This window comes from Variovorax sp. P1_G12, from assembly GCF_056405555.1.
The window spans coordinates 28,715-46,911 of sequence record NZ_JBFUBW010000038.1; the positions used below are offsets into that span (position 1 = coordinate 28,715).

Here is an 18,197-nt window from a genome sequence, read left to right on the forward strand (position 1 = left end):
CGTCTGCTCAGAAGCCAATGGCGGAACAACCTCGAAGCCAAGGCCTCGACGAGGGCCCAGTTGAAAGGGAGCGCCAGGCTGAATCATCTCTCACCAGAGAGCACCGCCGACTGATTCTCGTCCTGATCGTGGGCGTTTTCCTGCCCTTGCTCGACGCCACTGCAGTGAACATCGCGGTTCTGGAAATGAGCATCGATCTCGCCGCGCCCTTGTCAGTGATTCAGTGGGTATCCATCGCATACACGCTCGCAGCCGCGGCAGTGATTCCACTGTCGGCATGGAGTGCCCATCGCTTCGGCCCCAAGAGAATGTGGATCGCGGGCCTGCTGGCCTTCCTGATCGGCTCCTCCTTGACAACCGTTGCATGGAGCGCCGAGTCGCTCATCGCCTTCCGTGTCGTCCAGGGCATCGGGGCGGGGTTGTTGATGCCGATCATGCAAACCCTGCTCATCAGATCGGTCGGGCAACGCAACGCCAGGGCGGCATTGGCCGCTATGGCGGTGCCTTCGGTCATCGCACCTATTCTTGGGCCCTTGGTGGGTGGACTGGCGCTTTACTATGGTGGCTGGCGCTCCATCTTCGGAATCAACATTCCGCTGTGCCTGCTTGGGATCTATCTCGCGCTGCGGCATCTCAAGTCGGATGAGCGATCTGCTGCGCTGCCATTCGATGGCATTGGGTTCCTGCTCCTGTGCCCCGGCGTCGTGCTGACCGTCTACGGTCTGTCCGCGCTGGGGGATAGCGTCGGCGGGAACTCGATGAGAGGGGCGGCCCTGAGCGCCGTAGGAATTGGTTTGGGTGCGGCGTTCGTGCTCTACGCCAAGAAGTGGGCCGCTCGTCCTTTGATCGATGTCGGCCTCTTCAGCGTATGGTCCTTCCGGTCATCAGCGTTGTTGCTGCTGCTGTCGAGCGTGGCTTTCTACGGAGGCTTGCTGCTTCTGCCTCTCTACTTTCTTCAGAGATGCCGTCTCGGCACCATCGAAACCAGCGCGTTGCTGGCCATGCAGGGCGTCGGCGCGCTGGTCTCCCGCCACTACCTTGAGTCGCTTTCCCGGCGGTTGGGGACGGCCGGATTGGCATTCGCCTCGATCCTGCTGACGATCCTTGGAACGATTTCGTTCATGGGGCCATTCGGCCCCGAGCACTGGCCGGTGCTCGCGGTCTCCACGTTCGTGCGAGGTGCGGGCCTCGGCTTGCTGACGATTCTGGCCTTGTCCACGGCCTATCGCGACGTCGATAGCCCGCGCATCCCGGATGCCAGCGCGTTGACGCGAATACTGACCAACCTGGGCGCATCCTTGGGGGCGGCCAGCGTTTTGGTCGCGCTTCAGTACGGCACAGGTGGAGCACTCCACTCGGAACAGACAGGATTCGTTCTTGCCTTCGGCTATCTGGTGTTGATTTCGCTGGCGTGCGCGCTGCCTGCTGCGAAACTGGGGCGCTAGCGTGGTGCGCTCGAAGTTTTAGAAACTTTGGAGGTGGCCTCCGTGCGGCTTGGGTGTCCACCGGAGCCGCTAGCCGCGGCGACTCGCCCGCGAACATTGGTGCTACGCAGTCAGGCTTGAACTCCAGTGCTGGAAATCGTCGAGCCTTTTCATTGCAAGGCTACTCCGGCTTCACGTTGGCGGTCTCCGCCACCGCTTTCCATATGGCGATGTCTTCACGCATGAGTTTGCGTAGCTCGTCAGGTGGAAGGTAGGCCGGCCGGACACCGAGGCTCAACAGGCGGTCGGCGGTTGCCTTTTCGGCGAGGGTGTCGCGAAGTGCACCGGACAGCTTGTTCACGATAGTTGGCGAGACGCCAGCAGGAGCGAGCAGGGTCCAGCTCAGCTCACTACGAAAGTCAATGCCTTGGTCTGGATAGGTGCCCACTTCCGGCATGCTCGGCGAGCGGCTGCCACAAATTCCCAACGCACGAATCTTTCCGGACTTGACCAGCGGAGATGCGGTACCCATGTCGAGCACACCCACTCGGATGTGCCCGCCGAGCAGGCCGGTCACGAGGTCACCCGAAGATTTGAATGGGATGTGGTCCAGCTTCGCACCCGCCTTTTGGACAAGCACCTCGCCGCAGAGATGACCCGTTGAGCCGTGGCCCCATGTGCCGTACTGCAAGGGCTTGTCCTGCCCCTTGGAGTTCGCGACAAGGTCCTTGAGGTTCTTCGCTGGAAAGTCAATGTTGGAGACGACCACGACACCTGCTGTTCCGATTCTTCCAATTTGGCTGAAGTCGGCAACGGGGTCGTAGGGAAGTTTGGCGTACACCGCAGGCGCGATGATGTGAGAGGTCATGCCTCCCATGGTGATGGTGTACCCGTCGTTTGGTGACCTTGCTGCTTGCGCTGCGCCGATGGTTCCGCCTGCTCCGACGCGGTTCTCGACATAGATTGAGCCGTTCAGCCTCTTTGCCATCGATTCTGCAAGCATACGACCGATGGTGTCGCCACCGCTACCGGCTGACAACGGCAGCAAAAGTTTGATGGGCCTTGTCGGATAGTCGCTGGATTGCGCGCACGCGGCCCCGGCGTATGCCAGGCCCACCCCCAGAGCGAGTGTGTACAGAGCTTTCAAAATGCGTCTCCTTCTGTTTGGCAGGAGCACCATGCGCCTAGCGCAGGTACTTGAACGTGAACCCGTGATTGCACGAGTGAATGCGGCCGGCCGTGGGCGCCGGGAAGTGCATGGTGAGCAGCAGCGTTTCCGTGTCGGCAAAGCGCTCTGTAAGCGTCTGGCGAGTTGCCCGCGCGAGCTCCGGATTCCAATCTCCGGTGTTGATGAGCCCGGGCTCGAGAAAAATGATGGGGTGGTGGAAGATGTCGCCAGTCATGACCCCGTGCTGCCCCCCCTCTTTCACATTCACCGTGACGTGCCCGGGGGTGTGGCCCTGCGAGTCCTCAAGCCAGACTCCCTTTGCCAAGTCGCCTTCTACCAGGTGATTTGAGTCAACGAGGAGCGCTTGGCCAGCCTCAACGACCGGCAAGACGCTGTCGATGAAGGAGCCCTGGTTGACGGGGAGTTCGGGCTTCTTCTCGTGAAGCCGCAGGTAGTGTTCAAACTCCTTCTTCGCGAAGATGTACTTTGCGTTGGGGAAGGTTGGAACCCATCTCCCATTGCTGAGCATCGTGTTCCATCCGACGTGGTCCGTATGAAGATGCGTGCACAGCACCAGGTCGATGTCACCCGGGTTCAGACCCAACCTTGCCAGGTTTCTTAGGTATTCGTCCGACTTGAACTTGTGCTGCCATTTGGCACGTGGCCGGTCCTTGTGATTGCCATTGCACGCATCGACCAGAATGTTCGCGGTTCCAGTACGAATGAGATAGCTGTGGAAGCTTAGGTTGAGCTTGAAGTCGCCCGGGCTTATGAGATGGGGTCCGAGCTCGGCCTGATGTCGCGCGGCCACTCCCGGCTCTATGTTGGGGTAGAGCCATGCCGGGTCTACCCAGAAGTTGTCTATTTCCACGACCCGGTCGACGCGGGTGTTTCCAAACTTGAGTTGCTTCACTTTTAGGGCTCTCGCTACAACGCCATCGCTCGGTCAGCAGCCTTGCGGAGCTGACCTCCTGCGTTTCTCTAAACGTCTTGCTGCTTGACGCCGGCGTCACGGGTGATTTGGGCCCACTGGGCGGACTCTTTCTTGATGACCTGCCTGAATGCGGTGGGACCGACGAACTGTGGAATGGCACCTAGTTCTTCGATGCGCGCCTTCACTGCAGGTGTTGCCATCGCCCTTTGAATCTCGGCAGCGATGGCGTTGACCACGTCGTCCGGCGTACCCGGCGGGGCAACGATGCCCACCCAGAACTCCTTGGTCTCATTGATAACGAGGCCTGCCTCTTCGAAGGTTGGGATGTCTTTCAGTGCGGGCGAGCGGTTCTTCGACATCACGGCCAGCGGCTTGAGTTGGCCTCGCGCCGAGGAAATCAATGGAATCGCGCCCATCATTGCGTCGACCTGCCCGGCCATCAACGCCTGAATGGCTGGCGCACTGCCGGTGTACGGGACGTGCAGCATGTCTTGGACGCCGGACGCTCGCATGAACAGCATCGTTGCCGCATGCCCGGTTGTTCCAACGCCCCACGTGGAGAAAGTCATCTGCTTGTTCTTGGCTAGCGCGATGAACTCCTTCAGGTTCTTGACCTCGAGGTCCTTGCGCACGGCCAGGGCAAACGGAACGAAGGAGATGACCGCCACCGGCACGTGGCCCTCCGGGTGGAAGTTCTTGTTGTTGAAGAAGTGCGGATAGACGGTGTGTGTGTCGCTGCTGGCAGCGAGTAGCGTCTGGCCGTCGCCAGGCGATTTAGAAAGAAGGGCCGAGGCGAGGGTGCCAGAAGCGCCCGGCTTGTTGTCGACGACGATTGGCTGACCAAGGGAGGTTCCCATGGCGTTTGAAACCAAGCGCGCCAAGATGTCCGAGTTACCCCCGGCTTGGCCTGGTACAAGCAACGTAATCGGCCTTTTGGCAGTCCAGTTTGCTTGAGACCAAGCTGAGAAAGCCAGGGTCCCGAGGGCGATGGCTGCGCCTTGTGCGAGGTAATGTCTCCGAGTATTCATGGTGTCGCTCACTTGTTGGCGTGGGTTTGAAGGTTCTTGAAGCCGGCGCCCTTGGGCGTGATGTAGCCAGGAATCGGCAGTCCCTTGCTCTCCAGGTAGCCGAGAATCCCGTCTTCGATGGCCCCTGCGTCGCGAATGTTGAGAGAGGCATCTCTATCGAAGTTGATGTTGGCGCCGTACACCACCATGAAGCCCTCGGCAGCCTCCTTCGCGTCCTCGGGCACCGAGAAGGTGTGGATGGAGCCTGCTGGTTCGTAGAGGTAGCTGCCGGCTGTTTGGCGGTCCTTGGGGTGCTCGACGTAGTTCCACTGACCCTTGGTGGTGAAGAAGTGGACGGTGCCCGTGTGGAAATGCTTGGGCAGCTTCGTGCCAGGGGCAAACTTTCCATACAAAACCCAAATGCCGTTCTCGCGGTCAAGGAACAGCGGAATGATTTCCGAACCGGGCGCAGCGCCCGGTACATAGGTCATGTCATGGATGTTGACCGTGAGCAGCTCTTCCTGCTTCGTGATGGATGTGAGGGTTGTCACTCATGCTCCTGTTGCTTAAGCGCCACCGGTTGCAGAAACGTTTCCGCATGGTAGATACTTGTGGGTGTTAGATTCATTGGGGCTAACCCGACGAGTCGAGTAGGCCGCCACGTTTTGTAGAGTTTTAGGGTTCCAGAAAGGTTGTGATGTCAGCAGTCGGTATCCATGACGTCGCTCGATTGGCAGGCGTGTCTATCAGCACAGCGTCGCGAGCCCTCAATAGGACGGGGCGCGTCAGCAGCGCCACCATCAAGAAGGTCAGCGACGTTGCGGTAAAGCTGGGCTATCAGCCCAACGCCATCGCGCGCACCATGCGGTCGAAGCAGAGTCATGCGGTCGGCATCATCGTCAGCGATATTTCCAATCCCTTCTATGGACGCCTGGTCAAGTCGGTCGAGCGGCGACTTTCTGCACAGGGCTATGCACTGTTCGTGGCCAGTTCGAACAACGACATTGCCACTGAGGTCCAGCTGATTCGTTTTTTCAAGAGCCGCAAGGTCGACGGCATCATCCTCGGCCCGTGCCAAACGGATTCGGTTGCACACGTCATCAATGAGGTCCGAGACATCTCGACGGTGCTCTTCGACCGCGATGGTGGTCAGCAACTGAGCGCAGTCAAGGTCGACCACTATCGCGGCACCACGGAAGCGCTCGAGTACCTGATTGGGCTCGGGCACAAGCACATCGCCTTGATGACTCCCGGCAGCCAAATTCAGCCAATCCGGGACCGGGTGCAGGCCTACCAGGATTGCTTGACTGCAGCTGGACTGGCCTATGACCCAAGCATGATTTGCTTTGCCGATTCGTCGATGAATTTTCCGGCCGACCAAGCGGCTCGCATGCTGGCTCGCGAGGACCGCCCGACTGCATTTCTGTGCCTCGGTACCCGAATCCTCGCCGGCGTGCTCGCCGCCATGAGGTCGGCCAGGTTGAGCATCCCTGGCAGCGTGAGCATCGTCTCCATCGGAGACACGGAGTTCTCCGAGCTGCACAGTCCATCGATAACTGCGCTTGCATGGGACATCCACTCGCTCTCGGATGAGATTTCGACGATGCTGCTGACAAGGATGCACAACGAGGCTCCAGCGGTTCAGTCGGCGGTGGTGGATATGCGGCTCATCGAACGGGAATCGTGTGCGGCGCCCGAGGCTTGAAGAAATGGCTGTCCCGAGAACTAGAGCAACCCGAGGGCGATGAGCTTCAGGTCAGGCGACGAGTAAGGGCGCTCGCAAATAATCTTCGCGGAGCCGGGCCCGAACAGGAACGTTGCCGCCAGTCGCACCCTGAACGACCGACCAGTCGGCGGATAGGTTTTTTCTCGAACCTTGAACTCGCCCAAGTGGGTGCCGAGGAGGAAGAACTCCACGAGAACCGTGTCTCGCTCGTCGTCGGCGGCAATCGAAATTATCTCGTTGGCTTGGTCCGGAAAGGCTTGGCGCGAAGACTGAAAGTAGGCGCGAACCTGCTCCTCGCCGTCGTAGACAGCGCCGTTGCCATACATCTCGTAGCGCGGATGCTCAAACGTGTTGATGACGCCGTCCCAGTCTTGGGTGCACTCGAGCGCCATGTGGTCACGGACCGTTTTCAGGCGTGCTTGTCGAAGTTCGTCTTTCGTCATGGGTATCCTTCAAACCTTGTGGAAACGTTTGCGCAATTTTGCGCCCGACACAACATCTCGAAAGTGGGGTTTACCCTAGATACCCTGCTTTGCCATTTTCACTATGGCCATTGCTCGAGGGATACTGGTGATACGGGTTAACCCGTTGCCCCCGGATGGGCAAGAGAGCTAGCATTGCGGAATCGTTTGCGCAAAGGAATGTCATGAAGCTGAAAGACAAGGTTGCCCTCGTGACTGGGGCCGGAACATTCAAGAAGGAATTCACAGGTGTCGACCAGGTCGGCAACGGCACTGCATGCGCTTTGACCTTCGCCCGCGAGGGCGCGCTGGTTGTCTGCACTGACCGTTCGTTGGAAGCAGCTGAGCTCGCGGCGCAGCTCATCCGAGACGATGGCGGAAATGCAATCGCAATGGCGATGGACGTCACGGACTCCAAGCAGGTCGACGCAGTCGTTGCCGAGGTGGTGTCAACGCATCAGCGGGTCGACGTGCTGCACAACAACGTCGGCATCGAGATTCTGGGCGAGCTCGTCGACGTAAAGGATGACGACTGGGACAAGGTAATGGACATCAACTTGCGCGGTGCAATGGCCACTGCAAGGGCCGTCATGCCAATCATGCGCGCTCAGAGGTCCGGCTCCATCATCAACGTATCGTCAACCGCCAGCCTCAAGTGGAGCCCAATGCAGTTCCTTTCGTACAGCACTTCGAAAGCTGGCCTGAATCACATGACGCGTGTCATCGCCAGGCAGTACGCGCCCGACCAAGTCCGATGCAACTGCATCGTGCCAGGGATGATTCGGACACCGCACGCGGATGCGCTCTACAAGACGGCGGATGAGGCTGCAGCAGGACACAAGTTCCGCGACTCGCGCTGCCCTATGGGCAGGCAGGGTACGCCGTGGGAGATTGCAAAGGCAGCCCTGTTCCTGGCATCTGACGACTCGTCATACATCACCGGCATTCAACTTGTGGTGGACGGAGGCTCAAGCCTCTAGTCAAACGTGCGCCAGGAGCTCAATCCCATTCGCGGATACGGTGCCACTCGATCGGCGCCGTTGCGGACGATCGCGCATTCCCGCCACCCCATGGTTCGCAAGTTGCCGAATCAGTCGGGCTGCCTGTGCGGCTTGAATGCGCGTATCTGTCCCAATCCGAGGGAACCAAGATGATCAGCAAGAACACGATTTGTCTCTGGTACGACGGCACGCCAAGCGCGCGTTCGAAGCCATGATCGGGATGCGAAAGATCGACATCGCTGCGATCGAAGCGGCTCGGGGCGGCTGACGCTCCCGATGCCGGCCCAGGCCGCCTCGCCAAACACGCTCAGCGCGGGGCTTAGACGAGGCTCCGCGCCAGCAGATGGTCCACCAGCCGCCGCTGCGGAAACGTCAACGCCTCCTGCCGGGTGCACAAGTACATGCGCCGCGAGGCCCAGGCGTCCGACAGGTTCAGGAAGCGCAGGCCCATTTCCTTGCGGTAGGTCGCCGCGGCGCCTTCGGGCAGGATGCCGACGCCCATGCCGGCCTCGATCATCCGGCAGACCACCTCGAAGCTCTTGACCCGCACGCGCAGGCGCAGCACCTTGCGCGCCAGCAGCGCGGCGTCCTCGATGGTGCGGGTGATGGCCGAGTCGCTTTCGAGTCCCACGAAATCGAAGTCGAGCAGTTCCGCGAAGGACACCTCGCGGCTGCGGTACGGGTGCTTGCGATGCACGATGGCCACCAGCCGGTCGGTGCGGTAGGGAATGAAGTTGAGCGACGAGTCCGCGGTCTCGCCGGTGATCACGCCGACGTCGGCCTGCCGGTCGCGGATCGCCTGCACGATCCAGACGCTGCGGTGCTCCTCCACGTCGACCCGGATCTCCGGGTAGCTGCGGCGGAAGCTGGCGACGTCGTCGGGCAGGAACTGCCCCATCGCCGACGCATTCGCCTGCAGCCGCACGCGCCCCGTCGCGCCCTGCGCGTAGTCCGACAGATCGGCCCGCATCCGGTCGACGTCGCGCAGGATCAGCCGGGCGTGGACGGCCAGCGACTCTCCCGCGCCGGTCACCGTGACGCCCCTGGAGGTGCGATGAAAGAGCGTGACCCCGAACTCGCTCTCGAGCATGCCGATGCGGCGGCTGGCGGCCGACAGCACGAGGTGGTGCTCCTGCGCGGCCTTCGACAGGCTGCCGCTTTCGACAGCGCTCAGGAAGAGCGCCAGGGAATCCAGATCAGGTCTCATGACGGCCATTGTCGGAAATCAGCCCAACGGCACGCTGGCCTCCTTCAGCACGCGCAGCACGAAGTGCGACTTGCTGTGGCGGATGCCGGGGATCTTGTAGAGCTTCTCGCGCAAGAGGCGCTCGTAGTCACGCGTGTCGCGCACGGCGATGCGGATGTAGTAGTCGTAGTCGCCCGAGACCAGGTAGGCCTCCTGGATCTCGGGAATGGTGGCCAGCACGCGGCCGAATTCGTACAGCGTCTCGTCGGTGTGGCTCTCGAGCGTGAGCTGGACGATCACCGAGTCGTGGTAGCCCAGGCTCGGCGCGTCGAGGTCGACGGTGTAGCGCTTGATCACGCCCTGCGTCTCCAGCTTCTTGATCCGGGTCCAGCAACTCGTCGGCGACAGCCCGACGACGGCGCCGATCTCCTGCAGGGTCTTGCGCGAATCCTCCCGCAGCACGCGGAGGATGGCCAAGTCAATCTTGTCGGATGATTTTTCGTCTCCGACTTCCTTTTGGCGATTGGTTTTTGGGTTCATGTGGAAATGAGCCGGAATAAAGAAGCATATTCTGCCGTCAAAACGGAAGAATATTGGCATGCAAACGCTCGCCACCCCCCCTACGTCGCCCCCTCTGGACCACCCCGCGTCGCCGCCGCGCGTGCGCAACGGCGCGGTCGCGCTGCTCGAGACCCTGATCGAGTGCGGCGTCGACACGATCTTCGGCTACCCGGGCGGCGCGGCGCTGCCGCTCTATGACGCGCTGCACGGCGAGCCGCGCCTGCGCCACATCCTGGTTCGCCACGAGCAGGCGGCCGTCCATGCCGCCGAGGGCTATGCCAGGACCACCGGCCGGGTGGGCGTGGTGCTGGTCACTTCGGGCCCCGGCGTCGGCAACACCATCACCGGCCTGCTGGACGCCATGAGCGATTCGATCCCGGTGTTGTGCATCAGCGGCCAGGTGGCGACCTCCGTGATCGGCACCAACGCCTTCCAGGAAAGCGACGCGCTCGGGATGTCCCGGCCCGTGACCAAGTGGAATCACCAGACGCGCAGCGCCGACGACATCCCGGCCGTGGTCCGGCGCGCCCTCGACATCGCCGCCTCCGGGCGCCCCGGCCCCGTGCTGCTCGACGTGCCGAAGGACATCCAGCTGACGCCGCTGAATGCCGCTCGCGCCGCGCCGGCCGCGATGCGCAAGGGCCGCACGCTGGGGCTGCCGCCGCGCGGGATGCTGCAGCGTGCCGCCGATCTGCTGTCCACGGCGCGCCGGCCGATCCTGTATGGCGGCGGCGGACTGGTCAACGCCGGGCCCGGGGCCTGCGCGGCCTTCACGCGGCTGGTCGAGCGGCTCGATGCCCCGTGCACGCTGACCTTGATGGGCCTGGGCGCCTTCCCGGCGTCCGACCCGCGCTTCCTCGGCATGCTCGGCATGCACGGCGCGCTCGAGGCCAACCTGGCGATGCACGAGGCCGACCTGGTGGTCTGCGTCGGTGCCCGCTTCGACGACCGCGTGACCGGCAAGCTCGACGAGTTCTGCCCGCACGCGCGCAAGATCCATATCGACATCGATCCGAGCAGCATCAACAAGATCGTGCAGGTCGACGTGCCGATGGTCGGCGACTGCGGCGCCGTCCTCGACGTGCTGCTCACGATGCCCGAGCTGGACGGGCTCGCGCCGGAGCGTCTCGCGCCATGGTGGCGGCGCATCGATCACTGGCGCGCGCAGCGCTGCTTCGGCTTCACGCCGCGCGCCGACGTGATCCTGCCGCAGCAATTGATGACGTCGCTGCAACAGGCCATCGAGGGCCGCAACGCGATCGTCTCGACCGACGTCGGCCAGCACCAGATGTGGGCCGCGCAGTACCTGCGCTTCGAGCGGCCGGGCCGCTGGCTGACCTCGGGCGGCGCCGGCACGATGGGCTACGGCCTGCCGGCCGCGATCGGCGCGCAGATCGCGCACCCCGAAGCGCTGGTGGTGTGCGTCAGCGGCGACGCCTCGGTGCTGATGAACATCCAGGAACTGTCGACCGCCGCGCAGCACCGCACGCCGGTCAAGCTGGTGCTGTCGAACAACGGCTACATGGGGATGGTGCGCCAGTGGCAGGAGCTGAACCACGGCAACCGGCTGAGCCACAGCTGGAACGAGGCGCTGCCCGACTTCGTGGCGCTGGCCAGGGCCTTCGGCTGGGGCGCGCGCCGCGTCGCCGATCCGGCCGAGCTGCCCGGCGCGCTGGCCGAATGCCTGGCCCACGACGGGCCCTTCTTTCTCGATGTGCAGGTGGCGGCGCAGGAGAACTGCTTCCCGATGATGCCGTCGGGCCGCGGCCATCACCGCGTGATGCTCGCGAAGGACCGCTGGTACGAAGAAGAGCAGGGGGACCACGCGCCCCACTGAAACCACAGCCCGCGCCAGCTCAAAAAAAAAGCCATGCCTCGCCGCCTACCGGCGGCCGGGGTGTTCCGTGCGCGCACCGCTTACCCGCGGCCGCGCGCACGTCCCGAAAAAAGAGTCCTACCGGATCCAACAAAAATGACGACCCCCGAACTCGCCAGCGTCTCGCTGGACGACAAATACACCGCCACCACCGGCCGCGTCTACCTGAGCGGCATCCAGGCCCTGGTGCGCCTGATGCTGGTGCAGAAATGGCGCGACCAGGCGGCCGGCCTCAACACCGCCGGCTTCGTTTCCGGCTACCGCGGTTCGCCGCTCGGCGGCATCGACGAGGCCTTCTGGAAGGCGCAGTCCCAGCTCGACGGCAACGGCGTGAAGTTCCTGCCGGGCGTCAACGAGGAACTCGCCGCCACCGCCGTGTGGGGCACGCAGCAGGTGCAGCTGACGGGCGAGAGCACCGTCGATGGCGTGTTCGCCATGTGGTACGGCAAGGGCCCGGGCGTCGATCGCTGCGGCGACGTCTTCAAGCACATGAGCCACGCCGGCACCTCGCCGCATGGCGGCGTGCTGCTGGTGGCCGGCGACGACCACGGCGCCTACTCGTCGACGCTGCCCAACCAGAGCGATCACATCTTCGCGGCCTCGATGATCCCGATGCTCTACCCGCAGAGCGTCGAGGAGTACATCGAGCTCGGCCTGCACGGCTTCGCGATGTCGCGCTTCGCGGGCCTGCCGGTGGGCTTCAAGGCGCTGGCCGATACCGTCGAGTCGTCGGGCCCGATCTCCGCCGACCTGATGGCGGTGCACACGCGCCTGCCGCAGGGCTTCGTCTTTCCGCCGGGCGGCGTGCATGCGCGCCTGTCGACCGACACGCTGGGCCTGCAGGCGCGCAAGCAGGAAGCGCTGATGCAGGACTACAAGATCTACGCCGCGATCGCCTATGCGCGCGAGAACCGGCTCAACCGCATCACCATCGACTCGCCGCGCGCGAAGCTCGGCATCGTCGCCTCGGGCAAGTCCTACCGCGACGTGCTCGAAGCGCTGGAGGAGCTGGGCATCGACGCCGACGAGGCCGCGCGCATCGGCGTGCGCGTGTTCAAGGTGGCCATGCCCTGGCCGCTGGAGCCCGACTCGATCCGCGAATTCGCCGACGGGCTGGACGAGATCCTGGTGGTCGAGGAGAAGCGCCAGATCGTCGAATACCAGCTCAAGGAGCACCTCTACAACTGGCGCGAGGACGTGCGCCCGCGCGTCATCGGCAAGTTCGACGAGGCCGGCGAGTGGGCGTCGCCGCGCGGCCGCTGGCTGCTGCCTGCCACGGCCGACTTCTCGGTGGCGCAGATCGCCCGCGTGATCGCCGGGCGCATCGCGCGCTTCCACACCAGCGACATGATCCGCACCCGGCTGGCCATCCTCGACGCCAAGGACGTGGTGCTCGGCAAGTCCGTGGCCACGCCGGCGCGGCCCGCCTGGTACTGCTCGGGCTGCCCGCACAACAGCTCGACCAAGGTGCCCGAAGGCAGCCTGGCGCTGGCCGGCATCGGCTGCCACGTGATGGCGACCGCGATCTACCCCGAGCACAACAAGACCACCACCCACATGGGCGGGGAGGGCGCACCGTGGCTGGGGCAGGCCTGGTTCTCGAAGCGCAAGCACGTGTTCGCGAACCTCGGCGACGGCACCTACTACCACTCGGGATCGATGGCGATCCGCGCGGCGGTGGCCGCCGGCATTCCCATCACCTACAAGATCCTCTACAACGACGCCGTCGCCATGACCGGCGGCCAGCCGGTCGACGGGCCGATCAGCGTGCCGCGCATCGCGCAGCAGGTGGCGGCCGAAGGCGTGCGGCGCATCGCGCTGGTGGCCGAGGACCCGAGCCGCTGGTCCGACCGCTCGAAGCTGCCGGCCGACAGCGAGGGCCTGTCGCTCACCGTCCACCATCGGGACGCGATGGACGACGTGCAGCGCATGCTGCGCGACTACGAAGGCGTGTCGGTCCTGATCTACGACCAGGTGTGCGCGGCCGAGAAGCGGCGGCGCCGCAAGAAGGGCGAGTTTCCGCAGATCGCCGAACGCGTCTTTATCAACGAACTCGTGTGCGAGGGCTGCGGCGACTGCGGCGAGCAGTCCAACTGCACCTCGCTGCTGCCCCAGCCGACCGAGCTCGGCCTCAAGCGCCGCGTCGACCAGAGCGCGTGCAACGCCGACTACTCGTGCGTCAAGGGCTTCTGCCCGAGCTTCGTGAGCGTCGCGGACGTCACGCCGCGCAAGAGCAAGCCGGTGGCGGCGAAGGCCGAAGCGGCAGCGGCGCTTCCTGAACCCGCGGGCGCGTCGCTGGAGAACATCCACAACATCCTGATCACCGGCATCGGCGGCACCGGCGTCATCACCATCGGCGCGCTGATCGGCATGGCGGCGCATCTCGAAGGCAAGGGCGTGAGCGTGCTCGACATGACCGGCATGTCGCAGAAGAACGGCTCGGTGACCTCGCACGTGCGCATCGCACGCGACAACGCGCAGCTCAAGGCGCAGCGCATCCCGACCGGCGAGGCCGACCTGGTGCTGGGCTGCGACATGCTCACCGCGGGCGCGCCCGACGCCATCTCGAAGATGCGTCCCGGCCGCACCTATGCGCTGATCAACACCTTCGAACAGCCGACCGGCCATTTCGCGCAGGATGCCGACTGGGTCTTTCCCGCCGCGCAGGTGCGCGCGTTGATCGAGGAGTCCGTCGAGGGCGGCGGTGCCGACTTCATCGACGCGACCGCGCTGGCCACCCGCCTGATGGGCGACGCCATCGCCTCCAACCTGTTCCTGCTGGGCTTCGCCTTCCAGAAGGGCCGCATTCCGCTGTCGTCGGCGGCGCTGCTGAAGGCGATCGAGATCAACGGCGTGGCCGTCAAGGCCAACCAGGCGGCGTTCGGCTGGGGCCGCAAGGCGGCGCTCGATCCGGCCGCGGTCGCCCGCGAGGCCTCGCCGGCGCAGGTGGTTTCGGTCTCGCGGCCGACGAGCTTGCGCGCGCTGGTTGCGGACCGCGTCGAGTTCCTCACCGCCTACCAGGACGCCGCCTACGCGAAGCGCTATTCGGATCTTGTCGAACGCGTACAGGCCGCCGAGGCCAAGCATGGCGGCAAGGAGGCGCTGGCCCGCGCGGTCGCGTCCAATCTGTTCAAGCTCATGGCCTACAAGGACGAATACGAAGTGGCCCGGCTCTACACCGACGGGCGCTTCCAGGCGCAGCTGGCGCAGGCCTTCGAAGGCAAGGCCAGGCTGCGCTTCCATCTCGCGCCGCCGATCCTGGGCAAGCGCGATGTGCACGGCCACCCGGTCAAGCAGAGCTTCGGTCCGTGGATGCTGCATGGCTTCCGCGTGCTGGCGGCGTTGCGCCGGCTGCGCGGCACGCCGCTGGATATCTTTGGACGGACCGCCGAACGCAGGACTGAGCGACAACTCATCGAAGAGTACCGGACGGCTATCGAGGAGGTGCTGGTCCGGATGGAGCAGGTTGGGCTGGACGCCGTGCTCGACACCGGCGTCGCGCTGGCGCGGCTGCCGGAGCAGATCCGCGGGTATGGGCATGTGAAGGAGGAGAGCCTGGGGCAGGCGCGTGTGCGGTGGTCGAAGCTCGCTCAAGAGCTGCGTGGGGTGCGGAGGCTGAGTGCGGAGCGTGAGGGCGTTCCCGCCTAGCGCGGCCCGAGCCTACCGCGGCCGCTATCGCCACACCGTGCTCAAGGACGGCGTGGCGCTTTCTTTGTGGTGCCTCGAGGCGGTGGGGCCTGCGCGCTTGCGATCTGATTGCGCCAGCCTCAGCATGGCCCATCAATAGCCGCGTGATGGCTCGATGATGTTGTCTGGCAATTCGCCGGCTGAGACGCGGAGGATGTTGGCTGCGATCTGCTTGGCCGAGGATGACGGAATGGCCACCGATGCGAGGTGCGGGGTGATGAGCACATTGGGCAAGCTCCACAGCGCATCTCCGGCCGGCAGGGGTTCGCGCTCGAAGACATCCAGCGTTGCCGCGCCGATGTGGCCGCTTTGGAGCAGCTCCGTCAACGCGGCCTGATCCACCAGGGCGCCCCGGGCGACGTTGATGAACGCAGCGCCGGGCCGCATTTTTTCGAGGCGACCGCGATGGAAGAGCTGGTTCGTCTGCGGCGTGTGCGGCAGCATCAGGACGACGATGTCCGATTGGCCAATGACGGAATCGAGCGTCTCCATGCCGGCTGAACACGCCACGCCATCGATCTGCGCAAGGCTGCGCGACCAACCCAGCGTCCTGAACCCCTGACGCTGAATCTCATGCGCGGCCTTGGCTCCCAGCTGTCCCAATCCCAGCACCGCAACGGTCGTTTCCTCCGGCGAACGCGGGTGGCGATAAGTCCACTGGCCTGAGCGCTGGGCCTGTTCGAAGACCGGAATATCCCGGGCGTGCCGGAGCACCGCGAACAGCACATAGCCGGCCATCATCCTCGACATCTGCGGGTCGGTGATCCGGGTGATGGGAATGTCCCCGGGGAGGTCGTCACGTGTCACCAGCGAATCCACTCCGGCGCCCAGGTTGATGATCAGCCGAAGATTCGTCATCTGCCTGAAGATGCCCTGCGGGGGCTTCCAGACCAGGGCGTAGTCAATCAGTTCCGGCCGCTCGGTCTGGCTCGCGTGAACCACATGAAGTGCCGGAAGCTGCGCCTGAAGCGCCTTTTTCCAAGTCTGGAAATCGTCGAAGTCGCTATAGAAGGCCAGGGTGCCCACAGCCTTTGCTCCAGGAAACGTCATTTCAAAAGCCTATTTGTTCTTTCGCACCAGGCGCGCAATGGCCTCGATGGCGAGTTCGTAGCCGTCCCCCCCGAGTCCGGCAATGACACCATCCGCCACCTTCGATATGTAGGAGTGATGGCGGAAGGGCTCGCGCTTCCAGATGTTGCTCATATGGGCTTCGATGATCTTTCCGGGAAAGGACATCAGGGCATCCAGGATGGGGATGGACGTGTAGGTCAAACCGGCCGCATTGATGACGATGCCGTCCGCCACGCCGCGTGCTTCCTGGATCCAGTCGATCAGCTGTCCTTCATGGTTCGACTGCAGGAAACGCAGGCCGACCTCCAGCGAGGCTGCCTTCTGCTCACAGCGCGACTGCAGGACGGGGAAACTGTCGGTGCCGTAGTTCTTGTTGGCATCCAGGCCATAGAGGTTGGCGTTGGGGCCGTTCAGGAACCAGACCGAGATGGGAGGATTCGAGGTGTCGGTCATCATTTCTCAAGCTTCGTTGGGTTGGGTGGCCAGCATGGCGGGCAGCCTCTGGAAGGCTTCGTTCCAACGGGCGGCGATGCCGCATGGCGCGCGCCAGTCCAGTTCGGGAAACCGGAAGTCCAGGTATCCCAATGCGCAGCCGATGGTGATCTCGCCGATCGTGGGCTTGTCGTGGTGCAACCCGGAGGCGATGCTTTCGATCGAGGCGAGGCAGGCCGTGACCTTGGTCAACAGGGCCTCGCGCCAGGTGGGCCACTGAAATTCGGCGGGACGCGCCGTCAGCTCGTAGCGCGCCAGCAGCGCGGCGTCGAGCAGGCCATCGCCCAGCGCCTGGCGGCTGAGTGCCGTCCATCGATCGGCGCCGGACGCAGGAAATATCGTCTCTGCGCCCGCCTGGCTGGCCAGGTACTCGCAGATCACCCGGCTGTCGTAGAGGGCCTGGCCGTCTTGCAGGATCAGGGTCGGCACTTTGGCGAGCGGGTTGTGAGCCGCGATGCGCGGGTCGCGTCGAACCGGATGAGCGGCGCTGTCCAGGAGTTGGATGTTCTCGACCTGTCCGGTCAGATGCGCACACACCATGACCTTTCGCACGAAAGGCGAGGTCGGAGCAAAGAGGAGTTTCAACATCAGGGCACCAGCACCAGCTTGCCGAACACCTTGCCGCTTTCCAGCATGGCATGGGATGCCGCGGCCTCCGCGACCGGGAAAGTACTGTGGATGCGCGGCGCGATCCGCCGGCTTTTCAATAGCGGCATCACATGGTGGGCCAAGCTCTTGGCCATGCGGGCCTTTTCAGCGTGACTCTGCGGACGCATGGTGGAGGAGTGCAGGCTCAACTGGCGCTGCATCAGCGTCAGCAGTTCGATGGTGACCGCCGAGCCCTGCATGAAGGACAGGCTGACATGCCGCCCGCCGAAAGCCATGGCTTGAAGATTTCGGCGCACATAGTCGCCGCCGACGATGTCGAGCACCACGTCCACACCGCGCCCATCGGTGTAGTCAAGGCAGGCCTGGGTGAAGTCGGTGGTGGGCCAGCAGATCGCCAGATCGGCGCCGAGAGCCTTCAGTTCGGGAAATCGCGCTTCGTCGTTGTCGGTCACGATGACGGTGCAGCCGGCCGCATGGGCCATCTGGATCGCGAGCGTGCCGATGCCGCCAGCGGCGCCGTGGATCAGCACCGTCTCGCCCATCGCCAGACGCCCGAGCTCGAACAGGTTGTGCCAGACAGTGAAGAGCCCTTCTGGCAAAGCAGCTGCCTCGACATCGGACAGATGGGCCGGCACCACGAAGGAATGATCGACCGACGCCGTGCACCAGGGCGCATAGCCCCCGCCGGGCACCAGGCTCATGAGTCGCTGGCCGAGAAGCCCGCTGTCGACACCGGGGCCGCAGGCGACCACCTCGCCACACACCTCCAGGCCGAGCACGTCGGTGACACCGGGCGCGGGCTTGGCGATGCCCTGGCGCTGCATGATGTCGGGCCGGTTGATGCCGGCGGCGAGCACGCGGAGCAGGACTTCGCCGGCGCCGGGCACGGGCATGGGGCGCTCGGCCAGCACCAGCACGCTGGCGTCGCCGGGCTCCCGGGCGACGATGGCTCTCATCGAACGTGGAAGGGGGGGGCTGATGTCGGTCATGGGTC

General features: G+C 64.1%; 16 protein-coding genes. 5 read left to right on the forward strand and 11 right to left on the reverse strand.

The window, feature by feature from the left end; translation table 11 throughout:
- Nucleotides 1-17 precede the first annotated feature (17 nt).
- Nucleotides 18-1,445 (forward strand): MFS transporter, encoded by a 1,428-nt coding sequence (locus AC1D2O_RS31530; protein ID WP_478158466.1) that lies wholly within the window; start codon nucleotides 18-20, stop codon nucleotides 1,443-1,445.
- A 160-nt stretch (nucleotides 1,446-1,605) separates the two neighbouring features.
- Here the strand turns inward: AC1D2O_RS31530 and AC1D2O_RS31535 are convergent, their stop codons facing one another.
- The 4 genes from AC1D2O_RS31535 to AC1D2O_RS31550 all read right to left on the reverse strand — a co-directional run bounded on the left by AC1D2O_RS31535 (nucleotide 1,606) and on the right by AC1D2O_RS31550 (nucleotide 5,084).
- Nucleotides 1,606-2,571 carry a Bug family tripartite tricarboxylate transporter substrate binding protein gene (locus AC1D2O_RS31535; protein WP_477650316.1) on the reverse strand — a complete coding sequence of 322 codons (966 nt, stop codon included), beginning with the start codon at nucleotides 2,569-2,571 and terminating at the stop codon, nucleotides 1,606-1,608.
- Nucleotides 2,572-2,608: 37 nt separating this feature from the next.
- Nucleotides 2,609-3,505, reverse strand: a complete 897-nt coding sequence (locus AC1D2O_RS31540) for an MBL fold metallo-hydrolase (protein WP_477650317.1) — start codon at nucleotides 3,503-3,505, stop codon at nucleotides 2,609-2,611.
- Between the two features lie 68 nt (nucleotides 3,506-3,573).
- Nucleotides 3,574-4,554: a Bug family tripartite tricarboxylate transporter substrate binding protein gene (locus AC1D2O_RS31545; RefSeq protein WP_478158467.1), complete on the reverse strand. Its 981-nt coding sequence runs from the start codon at nucleotides 4,552-4,554 to the stop codon at nucleotides 3,574-3,576.
- Nucleotides 4,555-4,562: 8 nt separating this feature from the next.
- On the reverse strand, nucleotides 4,563-5,084 hold the full coding sequence (locus AC1D2O_RS31550) for a 2,4'-dihydroxyacetophenone dioxygenase family protein (protein WP_478158468.1): 522 nt from the start codon (nucleotides 5,082-5,084) through the stop codon (nucleotides 4,563-4,565).
- A 146-nt stretch (nucleotides 5,085-5,230) separates the two neighbouring features.
- Here AC1D2O_RS31550 and AC1D2O_RS31555 point away from each other — a divergent pair, with 146 nt between their 5' ends.
- Nucleotides 5,231-6,238 carry a LacI family DNA-binding transcriptional regulator gene (locus tag AC1D2O_RS31555; RefSeq protein WP_478089883.1) on the forward strand — a complete coding sequence of 336 codons (1,008 nt, stop codon included), beginning with the start codon at nucleotides 5,231-5,233 and terminating at the stop codon, nucleotides 6,236-6,238.
- A 20-nt stretch (nucleotides 6,239-6,258) separates the two neighbouring features.
- On the opposite strand, the gene AC1D2O_RS31560 is transcribed toward AC1D2O_RS31555, so the two are convergent.
- Entirely contained in the window at nucleotides 6,259-6,702 is a 444-nt protein-coding gene (locus AC1D2O_RS31560; protein WP_478089882.1) for a nuclear transport factor 2 family protein, read from the reverse strand.
- Between the two features lie 203 nt (nucleotides 6,703-6,905).
- On the opposite strand from AC1D2O_RS31560, the gene AC1D2O_RS31565 reads away from it, so the two are divergent.
- The gene (locus tag AC1D2O_RS31565) at nucleotides 6,906-7,700 is read left to right on the forward strand and encodes an SDR family NAD(P)-dependent oxidoreductase (protein WP_478158469.1); all 795 of its coding nucleotides are present in this window, start codon (nucleotides 6,906-6,908) and stop codon (nucleotides 7,698-7,700) included.
- 340 nt (nucleotides 7,701-8,040) lie between these two features.
- On the opposite strand, the gene AC1D2O_RS31570 is transcribed toward AC1D2O_RS31565, so the two are convergent.
- The gene (locus AC1D2O_RS31570; protein WP_478089880.1) at nucleotides 8,041-8,928 is read right to left on the reverse strand and encodes a LysR family transcriptional regulator; all 888 of its coding nucleotides are present in this window, start codon (nucleotides 8,926-8,928) and stop codon (nucleotides 8,041-8,043) included.
- An 18-nt stretch (nucleotides 8,929-8,946) separates the two neighbouring features.
- Nucleotides 8,947-9,447, reverse strand: coding sequence for an Lrp/AsnC family transcriptional regulator (locus AC1D2O_RS31575; protein WP_478089879.1), 501 nt, complete (start codon nucleotides 9,445-9,447; stop codon nucleotides 8,947-8,949).
- A 58-nt stretch (nucleotides 9,448-9,505) separates the two neighbouring features.
- Between AC1D2O_RS31575 and ilvB the strand changes: the two genes are divergently transcribed.
- A complete protein-coding gene (gene ilvB / locus AC1D2O_RS31580) occupies nucleotides 9,506-11,305 on the forward strand; it encodes a biosynthetic-type acetolactate synthase large subunit (protein WP_478089878.1) in 1,800 nt (599 codons plus the stop codon).
- A 135-nt stretch (nucleotides 11,306-11,440) separates the two neighbouring features.
- The gene (locus tag AC1D2O_RS31585) at nucleotides 11,441-14,992 is read left to right on the forward strand and encodes an indolepyruvate ferredoxin oxidoreductase family protein (protein ID WP_478089877.1); all 3,552 of its coding nucleotides are present in this window, start codon (nucleotides 11,441-11,443) and stop codon (nucleotides 14,990-14,992) included.
- A 132-nt stretch (nucleotides 14,993-15,124) separates the two neighbouring features.
- Here AC1D2O_RS31585 and AC1D2O_RS31590 read toward each other — a convergent pair whose 3' ends face one another.
- From AC1D2O_RS31590 to AC1D2O_RS31605, 4 genes are read right to left on the reverse strand one after another with little or no spacing between them, the layout of a single operon-like run.
- Nucleotides 15,125-16,081, reverse strand: a complete 957-nt coding sequence (locus AC1D2O_RS31590) for a 2-hydroxyacid dehydrogenase (protein WP_478089876.1) — start codon at nucleotides 16,079-16,081, stop codon at nucleotides 15,125-15,127.
- A gap of 9 nt (nucleotides 16,082-16,090) precedes the next feature.
- On the reverse strand, nucleotides 16,091-16,555 hold the full coding sequence (locus tag AC1D2O_RS31595; RefSeq protein ID WP_478158470.1) for a type II 3-dehydroquinate dehydratase: 465 nt from the start codon (nucleotides 16,553-16,555) through the stop codon (nucleotides 16,091-16,093).
- Between the two features lie 6 nt (nucleotides 16,556-16,561).
- The gene (locus tag AC1D2O_RS31600; RefSeq protein WP_478089874.1) at nucleotides 16,562-17,182 is read right to left on the reverse strand and encodes a glutathione S-transferase family protein; all 621 of its coding nucleotides are present in this window, start codon (nucleotides 17,180-17,182) and stop codon (nucleotides 16,562-16,564) included.
- Nucleotides 17,182-18,192, reverse strand: coding sequence for an NAD(P)H-quinone oxidoreductase (locus AC1D2O_RS31605; protein WP_478158471.1), 1,011 nt, complete (start codon nucleotides 18,190-18,192; stop codon nucleotides 17,182-17,184). Before AC1D2O_RS31605 ends, AC1D2O_RS31600 begins: the two co-directional genes overlap by 1 nt.
- Between the last annotated feature and the right edge of the window lie 5 nt (nucleotides 18,193-18,197).

What these genes read in the sequence shown, in the direction of transcription:
- AC1D2O_RS31530 (WP_478158466.1), top strand. Translation starts at nt 18, where the DNA reads ATGGCGGAACAACCTCGAAGCCAAGGCCTCGACGAGGGCCCAGTTGAA.
- AC1D2O_RS31545 (WP_478158467.1), bottom strand. Translation starts at nt 4,554, where the DNA reads ATGAATACTCGGAGACATTACCTCGCACAAGGCGCAGCCATCGCCCTC.
- AC1D2O_RS31555 (WP_478089883.1), top strand. Translation starts at nt 5,231, where the DNA reads ATGTCAGCAGTCGGTATCCATGACGTCGCTCGATTGGCAGGCGTGTCT.
- AC1D2O_RS31560 (WP_478089882.1), bottom strand. Translation starts at nt 6,702, where the DNA reads ATGACGAAAGACGAACTTCGACAAGCACGCCTGAAAACGGTCCGTGAC.
- AC1D2O_RS31565 (WP_478158469.1), top strand. Translation starts at nt 6,906, where the DNA reads ATGAAGCTGAAAGACAAGGTTGCCCTCGTGACTGGGGCCGGAACATTC.
- AC1D2O_RS31570 (WP_478089880.1), bottom strand. Translation starts at nt 8,928, where the DNA reads ATGAGACCTGATCTGGATTCCCTGGCGCTCTTCCTGAGCGCTGTCGAA.
- AC1D2O_RS31575 (WP_478089879.1), bottom strand. Translation starts at nt 9,447, where the DNA reads ATGAACCCAAAAACCAATCGCCAAAAGGAAGTCGGAGACGAAAAATCA.
- ilvB (WP_478089878.1), top strand. Translation starts at nt 9,506, where the DNA reads ATGCAAACGCTCGCCACCCCCCCTACGTCGCCCCCTCTGGACCACCCC.
- AC1D2O_RS31585 (WP_478089877.1), top strand. Translation starts at nt 11,441, where the DNA reads ATGACGACCCCCGAACTCGCCAGCGTCTCGCTGGACGACAAATACACC.
- AC1D2O_RS31590 (WP_478089876.1), bottom strand. Translation starts at nt 16,081, where the DNA reads ATGACGTTTCCTGGAGCAAAGGCTGTGGGCACCCTGGCCTTCTATAGC.
- AC1D2O_RS31595 (WP_478158470.1), bottom strand. Translation starts at nt 16,555, where the DNA reads ATGACCGACACCTCGAATCCTCCCATCTCGGTCTGGTTCCTGAACGGC.
- AC1D2O_RS31600 (WP_478089874.1), bottom strand. Translation starts at nt 17,182, where the DNA reads ATGTTGAAACTCCTCTTTGCTCCGACCTCGCCTTTCGTGCGAAAGGTC.
- AC1D2O_RS31605 (WP_478158471.1), bottom strand. Translation starts at nt 18,192, where the DNA reads ATGACCGACATCAGCCCCCCCCTTCCACGTTCGATGAGAGCCATCGTC.